The 266-nt window shown below is 35.0% G+C and carries 1 protein-coding gene; it reads right to left on the bottom strand.

Annotated features, from left to right (window positions below):
* A partial coding sequence (locus RYX56_RS22875) for a UTRA domain-containing protein (protein ID WP_317124192.1) occupies positions 1–220 on the bottom strand: 220 nt, incomplete at its 3' end.
* Positions 221–266: the final 46 nt, after the last annotated feature.

The following is a 266-nucleotide window of genomic DNA, read 5'->3' as shown; positions in this document are numbered from 1 at the left end:
ATCCTTCGACAAAATCGAACCTCTCTGGTTCTTTAAAATGGGAACATGGATAATAACACTCTTGGATTGCATATGGTTTGCCATTTATTAGGGATAATCTAATTAATTCATAAACTTGTGGAGAATTGGGAAAATAATCTTTCAAATCCCCAAACGCATCGATTTTTTTTAGAGAAAGGACAATTCTAGAAGGGGTCATTCCTCCTTTTCTAATGGACATACTTAAACTGACCTCATCATTGCCAAGTTCTACTTTATCTTGAACC

It is taken from the genome of Alkalihalophilus lindianensis (assembly GCF_032843265.1).
Taxonomy (GTDB): Bacteria; Bacillota; Bacilli; order Bacillales; family Bacillaceae_D; genus Alkalihalophilus; species Alkalihalophilus lindianensis.
Note: the sequence above shows the minus strand (reverse complement) of the source record. Positions and strands in the feature narration are given on the sequence as shown.